The sequence below is a fragment of the Rhizobium sp. P1_E1 genome, from assembly GCF_056406015.1.
Genome location: NZ_JBFUAY010000187.1, coordinates 1 through 8,621 on the forward strand (window position 1 = coordinate 1; position 8,621 = coordinate 8,621).

General features: G+C 58.3%; 6 protein-coding genes and 4 pseudogenes. 7 read left to right on the plus strand and 3 right to left on the minus strand.

Features of this window, described 5'->3' with window-relative positions; genetic code table 11:
• Nucleotides 1-715: hypothetical protein (locus AC1D1Z_RS30635; RefSeq protein ID WP_477852617.1), on the plus strand; the 715-nt coding region annotated here is incomplete at its 5' end.
• Between the two features lie 722 nt (nt 716-1,437).
• Here AC1D1Z_RS30635 and AC1D1Z_RS30640 read toward each other — a convergent pair.
• The 3 genes and pseudogenes from AC1D1Z_RS30640 to AC1D1Z_RS30650 form a co-directional block, all read right to left on the minus strand.
• Nucleotides 1,438-2,118: pseudogene (locus AC1D1Z_RS30640) on the minus strand (IS5 family transposase); the annotation flags it as partial.
• Nucleotides 2,063-2,461, minus strand: a pseudogene (locus AC1D1Z_RS30645) (dihydrodipicolinate synthase family protein); the annotation flags it as partial. The pseudogenes AC1D1Z_RS30640 and AC1D1Z_RS30645, both read right to left, overlap by 56 nt.
• 60 nt (nt 2,462-2,521) lie before the next feature.
• The gene (locus AC1D1Z_RS30650; protein WP_065277598.1) at nt 2,522-3,757 is read right to left on the minus strand and encodes a trans-sulfuration enzyme family protein; all 1,236 of its coding nucleotides are present in this window, start codon (nt 3,755-3,757) and stop codon (nt 2,522-2,524) included.
• Nucleotides 3,758-3,838: 81 nt separating this feature from the next.
• Between AC1D1Z_RS30650 and pdxR the strand changes: the two genes are divergently transcribed.
• From pdxR to AC1D1Z_RS30680, 6 genes and pseudogenes are all read left to right on the plus strand, one after another.
• Nucleotides 3,839-5,320: a MocR-like pyridoxine biosynthesis transcription factor PdxR gene (pdxR, locus tag AC1D1Z_RS30655; RefSeq protein ID WP_065277599.1), complete on the plus strand. Its 1,482-nt coding sequence runs from the start codon at nt 3,839-3,841 to the stop codon at nt 5,318-5,320.
• Nucleotides 5,321-5,571: 251 nt separating this feature from the next.
• Complete coding sequence (locus AC1D1Z_RS30660) at nt 5,572-6,063, plus strand: MOSC domain-containing protein (protein ID WP_065277600.1); 492 nt, start codon at nt 5,572-5,574, stop codon at nt 6,061-6,063.
• A 5-nt stretch (nt 6,064-6,068) separates the two neighbouring features.
• Complete coding sequence (locus AC1D1Z_RS30665) at nt 6,069-7,019, plus strand: PDR/VanB family oxidoreductase (protein WP_130729912.1); 951 nt, start codon at nt 6,069-6,071, stop codon at nt 7,017-7,019.
• A gap of 62 nt (nt 7,020-7,081) precedes the next feature.
• Entirely contained in the window at nt 7,082-7,363 is a 282-nt protein-coding gene (locus AC1D1Z_RS30670) for a thiamine pyrophosphate-dependent enzyme (RefSeq protein WP_176707490.1), read from the plus strand.
• Nucleotides 7,357-8,057, plus strand: a pseudogene (locus AC1D1Z_RS30675) (transketolase); the annotation flags it as partial. The gene AC1D1Z_RS30670 and the pseudogene AC1D1Z_RS30675, both read left to right, overlap by 7 nt.
• Before the next feature lie 58 nt (nt 8,058-8,115).
• Nucleotides 8,116-8,621 (plus strand): annotated as a pseudogene (locus AC1D1Z_RS30680) (IS6 family transposase); the annotation flags it as partial.

Here is an 8,621-nt window from a genome sequence, read left to right on the forward strand (position 1 = left end):
CATAGATCTTGTAAGGGATTGCGAGGCGGCGGGAGCGACGCCGCCATCTAGATTGCGGGACAACGCAATCGTTCGAACTGTTGAAGGAACCACCATGCCGGATCCTAATTTGCGTTTTACCATGTCGCGCATGAAAAGGATAAGCGGATTTTTTTTGCTCTTCTCCGCTCTCTGTTGCAGCTATGCGAGCGAAGCCTTGGCACAGGTTCCAATTCGCCAGGCCCTCACTCTTTACGGAAACGCCGTGGGGAGCGGACTGTGCCGACAACTGGGCGTCAACAGCCTGTGGGTCTGCATGCTTTCCTACAGTCCAGATATATACCTGACTTTCAACGCTCACGCAGCTTTGCAGATTATAGTGTGGACGCCGACCTGTGTAGGATTTTCGCTCTTGGACGGCACGTGGCCCAACGAACTGGAGATCGCCTCTGGCGAGCCGGAAGAGGTCTGCAACGTCGCAGTCAAGGAAAATTATTTGAAAAGACTGAATGCGCAGGCTCAAAAAGCAGATTGCGAAGAGAGTTTCATACGTGCGCGCATCATGAACAGAATCAACTGGAAAACCACCCAATTCTACATCCAGCAGTGCAAACTCAATCCGGCTCCGCTCGAGGACGAGGATCAATCAGAATGRGACTCGGCGTGCGGCGAATACATTCGTACGGTTCCGGATGACGTCGGCGCATGCCCAGCACCGGTTCCACGCCGTCCCTGACATAGTGGACGACGCAGCATGGTCAGTGCGGCCTTTTGGCCCTCGCGAAACGAGATGGGCGCAGCTCCGAGGTCTGATTTCGCGTCCAGGAGACAGGTCTGGTCAGCGATCGCCACCGGAGCGCACCCGTCTGGAGGCTTGAGCATTGCACTTAGTTCAGGCATCCACTTGCGTCAGCCGCATCCCTGGCGTCCGCTGCTCGACGATTGGGTCCAGTCGACCTCCAAAAAAGGAAGCCCCGTCACGAGAGGCGGGGCTAGTTAAACTTCGACAGAAGGAGTGGGCCGCGCAGAGGCACCGAAGTGCTGTGTCAAACCTACGACCCGGACCCTTACTCACGCCGCCCGCATTGGTTCCCGAGCTGGCGCATATGGCTAGTAAAGTGGAAACACTCGCTTGGTGGCTATTGGCTATCTCGGGGATGGCGCCATCGAGGGAAACCTCGCGAAGAATCGTTTCCTCCTTCCCTCCTTCACAAGTGCCCATTAACGCGTGATCTGCTTCGGAAATTTCCGTCAAAAACCTACACTCGTTCGAGCGGCGACAGCAGAGCGTGGATGAGCGGATCGCGACCCGGATCAGAGACAGAAACTCATAATTTAAAAGCGCTTGGCAACCCTGCTTCAATCCGGATCGGCGGGGTCGGCGATCGGCTGCAGCGATGCATATCTTGAGAAATAGGTGTGTGCGCGGCGGTCGTATCGGGTGTGAATCCGCCTCTAGTCCTTGAGCCTGCCGAACATGTTTTCGATCTTGTGGCGTTCTTTGTAGAGCGCCGAATCATGTGGGATGACGATCTTGCGGTTTGCCCGAGATGGAATGAAGGCCGTGATCTTGCATGCGGCCAAGGCGTGCCGAAAACCAGTCGGCGTCATAGCCCTTGTCGGCAATAGGGTCTTGGCCTTTTGGGAAAGGCGGCGGGCATTTTCGCTGCCCTTTGTAGTCGTTCATCTGCCCGTCGCTCAGAAGCAGGATGAGCGGTCGACCATGCCATCGCAGACGGCATGCAGCTTGGAGTTCAATCCGCCTTTGGTGCGTCCGATACGTCGGGGAACATCCCCTTTTTTAGCAGACTGGCTGCGGTGCGGTGGGCTTTCAAGTGGGTAGCGTCGATCATCAGCGGCTCGGGCTTGCCCCATTTGGCGGTCAGTTAGGCAAAAATCGGTTGAACACGCCGAGCCTGCTCCAGCGGATGAAGCGGTTGTAGATCGTCTTGTGCGGGCCATATTCCCTGAGGGCGTCGCGCCACCGTAGCCCGTTGCGCAAGACGAAAATAATGCCGCTCAAAATCAGTCGATCGTCCCGCGCGGAATACCGTGGGATAGCGGGAAGTACGGCTCGATCCGAGCAGATTGACAGTTTGCTCTCGCGGGCAACGGTGGAGAAATGCTCGAAGACTTCATCCACGGTGAGGGGCGCGTAGGAGACGGCGGCAAGCAGGCCTGCGGTAGCACCCAAAGCTTTGGCATCCTGAGCCAACCTGACGGCCTCGTCGGTTCTCAAAGCACCGACTCCCACGACAATTGGTATGCGACCGCCGGTTTCCTCGACCGCTAGCGCAAGAGCCCGGCGGCATTCCTCCCGTGACAAGTACATATAGGTGCCGGTACTGCCGAGGAGACTGATGGAATCGACCTTGGCCGCGGCAAGACGGGCAATCAGCTTGCGGAGTGTTTCGGCGTCAATCTTGCCGTCGCGGTCCATGGGCGCGATAGGAAATGCAGATAGCCCACTCAAAAAGGTCATTCCATGCCCCGATAGTCGTCTTGTTCGCTGAGATATTTGAATGGCGATGCTATAGTTCCGTCATAGGACCTGAAGGGCCTGACGCAGATCGCCGATCAGATCGCCAACATCCTCAAGGCCGACAGAGAGACGGAGGAGGTCTTCCCCGACCCCTTCGATCAAGTGTGCGTCTTTCCTGATCGACTGGCGCGCCCGGGTTATGCTGGCTGGATGATAGATGAGACTGTCGGTGTCACCCAGGCTTACAGCGCGCGTGAGCAACCGTAGCCGGTCGAGCATTGTCCTGGCACCGTCGAACCCAGCATGAAGGCCGAAGGCAAGCATGCCGGACCCATCAGACATTTGCTTGCGGGCGATCGTCTGATCGGGATGGGAGTCCAGGAACGGGTAACTCACCCAGGCGACGGCGGGATGCGCCTCGAGCATGCGCGCGATCGAAAGCGCCGAAGCACTATGTCTCGCCATCCGCAGAGACAGCGTCTTCAGGCCGCGCATGATGAGGAACGCGGAGTGCGGCGACAACGTCGCCCCGGTGATGTAGCGCAGGCCGGTCTCATGCAATGTATTCAGCGTTTCCGCGTCGCCCAGCAGGGCGCCACCGAGTGTGTCGCCATGACCGTTGATGTATTTTGTCAGAGAATGCAGCACGATGTCGGCGCCGTGCTCGATCGGGCGTTGCAAGGCTGGCGAGGCGAATGTGCTATCGACCGTGACTTTGACGTTCCGTTTGTGGGCTCGCTCTGCGATTGCCGAAATGTCGAGAATAGCGCTCAGCGGATTGACGGGGGTCTCGAAATAGACCAGGCGGGTTTTCTCCGTGATTGCCGCGTCGAGATTGCGCGGATCCGAAAGGTCAACGGAGACGACCTTGATGCCGAAGCGAGGCAGACCTTGCTCGACCATGGCAACCGTATTGGCGTAAAGCGTCTTGTGCACCACAAGCTCATCGCCTTGCGACAACAGTGACAGGACCAGGGTGCCGAAGGCGGCCATTCCGGTCGACACCACGAGACCCGCCTCGGCTCCTTCAAGGTTTGCAAGCCTTCGCTCGAGAATTTCGGTCGTTGGGTTATATTCACGGGCATAGAGCCTGCCGCCCAGCGCTGCCGCCGCGTCATTTGCCGCCACACTCTCAAAGCCGTAGGTCGATGTCATAAAGACCGGAGGCTGGACCGCTCTCGAGAACCCAGCCGGATCGAACGCGTGATGGATTGCACGGGTATCAAACCCAAGCTGCACGCCCTGCGACGGTTCGGAGTGGTCCTGAAAATCGCCGTGTTCGCCGCTGCCAGTCATTGCTTCGCGCTATCCTCTTTGCTTTCGACCACAGTGGCAGCATACTGGTCCGCAAGAAATAGCCAGTTATGCGGAAAGAAAATGGTCCAGTTAGCAAGTCAGGCAACAGCTGATCGCGCAAGGAAGATGGGCGCGCGCCAGATCTACGAGGCGCTCAAGGATCAGATCGTGAGCCGCGTTTATGACACCGGTGGTCAACTGCCGTCATCTCGAAATCTGGCGAACGAGCTTGGCGTTTCGCGAACGACGGTGACGGTCGCCTACGAGCAGCTTTCGGCGGAGGGTTTCGTGGAACTGCGCCAGGGAGCCCGACCGCGGGTCACTGGCGTGCCCTTCGGACACCGCCTGAGAGCTGCCACGCGGGAGCAACAGAGTGCTCAGCGCCTGTCGGCCTATGGCGAACGACTTAAGGCGACACCTCCGTGGCTGGATTATCTGCCGAGCTCCGTCATGATTGATTTCCGTTATGGCGATCTCGCCCCGTCCGATTTCCCGGCGCTTGCGTGGAGGAAAGCCGTCAACGCGGTCATCGCTCAGCGACCGGTCCGATTGGCCTACGACGACCCGCGGGGATCTTTGCGGTTGCGGCAAGCATTGCAGGGGTATCTATGGCGCGCCCGCACATTGCGGTGCGAGCTGGAGCAAATCATCATCGTGAATGGCTCTCAGCAAGGGTTAGATCTTTGTGCACGGCTTCTGCTCGACCCTGGCAGCGACTTCGTTATGGAAAACCCCGGCTATCGCATGGCGCGCCAGATCTTCGCCAGCACCGGCGCCTCTCCGGTCTCCATAGCTGTCGATGGCGAGGGCTTGCAGACCGAACTTCTGAAGGCTGTGCGAGCCCGGCTAGCCTATGTCACCCCCTCCCATCAATTTCCGCTCGGCGGGGTCATGCCAATTTCTCGCCGTCATCAGCTTCTTGAATGGGCGCGGGAAAACGACGCCTTTGTGATCGAGGACGACTACGACAGCGAGTACCGCTACGATATCAGTCCGGTGCCTCCACTCCATAGTCTGAAAGCTGGACGCAACGTCGTTTATCTCGGGACGATTTCAAAAACGCTATCGCCGATGATGCGCATCGGATATCTCGTTGTCCCGCAGGAACTGCAAGACGTATGCGCAACCGCCAAGCAACTGTTCGACAGGCATTCATCGGTAACCGAGCAGGAAGCCCTGGCATCCTTGATCGAAAGCGGCGGCTATGAAAGCCATGTGCGGCGCGTACGGCGGCTAAACAGAGATCGCCGGGAGACTTTGTTGAACGCGCTGCAGCGCGCGTTCGGCGAACGGATTACGGTGGAGGGTGCCGATGCCGGATTGCATGTCGTGGTCTGGTTCAACGAATTGCCGAGATCGTCCGAGACACGCTTGCTGCAAATCGCGCAACGCACCGGTATTGGCGTCTATTGCATCTCACCTCTTTATGACCCGCAACCAGGCACTGTGACGGAGGACAGGCTCGGACTTGTCATGGGCTATTCAGCCTTGAGCCCGAGGCAGATTGAACGGGGGATCCAACTGCTTCTGATAGCGATTGAGACAGTGACAGAAGAATTCTGAAGTCGCATTCGGCATATCCAAACCCAGACAATCACGACAGGCCCTTCCCCCGACGACCGCCAGTCGCATGAAAATTGAAACTGGACCAGAAACAAGTCATCAAACTGGCACTGTCGAGAAGACCAGTTCTCCGCCAAAGTTGAGGAAGAGCGGCGACGGGCGCAATGACTGTTGGGATTTGTCATTCCACAGCCGAGCACCAATATCCGGTAAACAAAGTTGAGATGGTCTTCGCTTGATAGGGCAGATGCATGACTTGGCAGGGTAAGGTGCTCCACATCCATATTGCGCCGGCAGCGTCCTACGAAATGGAAGAACTGGCGGAAGCGCAGCTCATTGCAGGGCGTGGAATTGTTGGCGACCGCTACTATCTTGGCACTGGAACCTATTCACCGAAACCCGATGTTCGCGACGTCACGCTGATCGAGGTCGAGGTTCTCGAGGCGATGGCCAAAGGTGAGCCACAGATCCCGGGGTTTAAAGCCGCACTTGCGCCTGATGATCATAGACGCAATCTGACCACCCGCGGCGTCCCGCTCAGTCATCTTGTCGGCAAACGCTTTCGGGTAGGCGAAACAATTCTTCGGGCAGCGCGGATGAACTTTCCCTGCAAGTATATCGAAGAGTTGCTCGGCATTCCCGGGCTTTACGACGGTCTTCTGAACCGCTCCGGCCTGAATTGCGCGATCGAGGTTGGTGGCATCATCCGCCCCGGCGATCCCATTCTTCCGTTGGACGAGTGAACGACATGGCATCACCACGTATCATCATGAAGCTGAAGGTTGTCGCCACCCGCAAAGAACCGGGGGACGTGTTCGTCGTCGAACTCGAGCATCCGCGCAAACCCCTACTGCCAGCCTTCGAACCGGGCTCTCACGTTGATGTCCACCTGCCCGACGGGCGGGTTCGCCAATATTCATTGTGCGGTGACGCAGCCGAGCTCTGCCGCTACACGATCGCCGTGAAGCGGGAGGCGGACGGTCGTGGCGGCTCGGCGTGGCTTCATGATGCCGTTTGCGTTGGCACCGTTTTGCCGGTTTCTGCGCCGCGCAACCATTTTCCGCTGAAAGAAGGTCATGGGCCGGTCCTGCTGTTGGCAGGCGGGATCGGCATCACGCCTCTCCTGGCGATGTCAAGCGTTTTGAACCGGCAGGGCAAACCGTTCGAGTTGCACTACTTCACCCGCAGTCGCGCGGTCGCGCCCCTCTTGGCAGTGATCGAGAAGGCTATCGACGGTAGCAAACTGCGACTTCACTTCGACGACGAGCCCGAGACAAGACAGGATATCGAAGCCTTGCTCTCGGCCCGTCAAAGCGATGCGCAGGTTTATTACTGCGGTCCGCCGGGCTTCATGGCGGCAATCGCGCGAGCCACCGTAAATTGGCCGGAGGGTTTGGTGCATTTCGAGGCGTTCCAGCCCGCCGCAAACGACGATAGTCCACCGGAGCCCTTCACGATCATCCTGCGCAATGGGACGGAGGTTCCGGTTCCGGCCGACACGTCAGCGCTGTCGGCAATTCGCGCGGCTGGGGTGTTATTGATGGCATCTTGCGAAAACGGCGTATGCGGGACCTGCGAGTGCGGCTTCCTGGAAGGCCAGCCGATCCACAGAGATGCGGTCCTGTCGAAAGACGCCCGCAGCCACCGGTTCATCCCCTGCGTATCGCGCGCAAAGGGTGTGCTGCGGCTAGATCTGTAAAGTCTGGCACTGGCGGAACGGAGGTGACAAGGGGAGAACGGATGAGACCGGAAATAACGTACTTGAACGAGATCGAGCGATGCGTCTCCTGGATCGCTTCGTGGACCATCCACCCTGCCAACCACATTTGCCAAGGCGGCGAGGTGAAGGTCGGCGGCCATCAGGCGTCTTCCGCCTCCCTGAGCACGAACATGACCACGCTCTACTATTCGGTGCTCAGGCCGCAGGACCGGGTGGCGGACAAGCCGTATACCTCTCCGATCTCTCACGCTATCCGAGATGTGGCAGGCAATCAGACCCGCGAAAAGCTGGAAAATGTGTGCGATCGATTTATTTACGGGTAGCCGATCAGCTCAGTTATGCTTGCTACTAGGATGAGCGTTTCCTGCTGGTCGTGACGCCGTCAGGGTCAGCCTTGCCCCGGAAGGTGGCGTCCATCAGTCCATCGGCGCCCGCTGATCGGTAGGCTCAGGAAGGGCTGTGCGCCTTCGAACCGCTATTGTCGACGAATTGGCGGTCATCATGCTTCGCGTTCGACTACATGTAGCGCGAAGGCGACCGCGACGAGATGACTTTGGCTGCGCGACGAGACGGGAGCATCTATTTATTTGCGTCTATCTACCCGGCCGTTGGAGCAACCGACCCGTGACACGAGCAGTGGCGCAAGATGTTGTCGCTGTTGCCTACTGGTTACGCCAACCTGGACCGAACGCCACCGTGTTGTCGCCTACCAAGGTGTGGTCACCGGACGCGATTGCGGCAACGGGTCTTCTGGCTGAAGATCGGCGTGATTTCGGGCTGCTCGCCTTTATATCGGCAAACAGGCTGAAGGCCGGGTTGCAGGTAGCCGAGCGTGCCCGCTAGCGAGGACAAGCCGACGCGATGAGCTGTGTTGAGCGTCTGTTGGCGCCGCTGTTGCGAGATTGCGGGGTCGTCACGGTGATCGATGGTCACCTCGCAACGCTGGCCTGGATCGGTGGCGTCTACGGGCATCGCGTCAAAGCCTTGGGTGTCGAGCATTTTGGCCAGACAGGGACGAGACTGCAGCGGAATGGGCTGCCAGTTCGGCCGATAATATGCGCGTTCCATCCGACATCGATCCAGGGGAAGTTTTGCCGACAAATGGCATCTCGACGAAATGGTCGTTGCTATCAAAGGCAGAAAATACTGGTTGTGGCGGGCCGTCGATGCTGTGGTTATGTTCTCGATGCATTGCTCCAGAGCCGCCGGGACAAGACGGCGGCCCTCCGACTAATGCGAAAGCTACTGGAGGGCCAGTGCGTCGCGCCACGTGTCATAATCACCGACAAGCTCAGATCCTACAATGCAGCCAGAAGAGAAATCATGCCCAGTGTTGAGCATCGCTCGCATAAGGGCGTGAATAACCGGCGGAGAATTCGCATCTGGCTGTTCGACGACGAGAACGAGGCATGATCCGGTTCAAGTCGGCAGGGCAATGCCAGCGCTTCATATCCATCCATGGCCCGATCGCAAACCTGTTCCATCTTCAACGCAAGAAGACTACCCACTGCCGAATATCGAAAACTGCAAAACGCCGCCATGAGCAGGTGGCGGGAAATCACCCTGTCGACTGAGGCATAA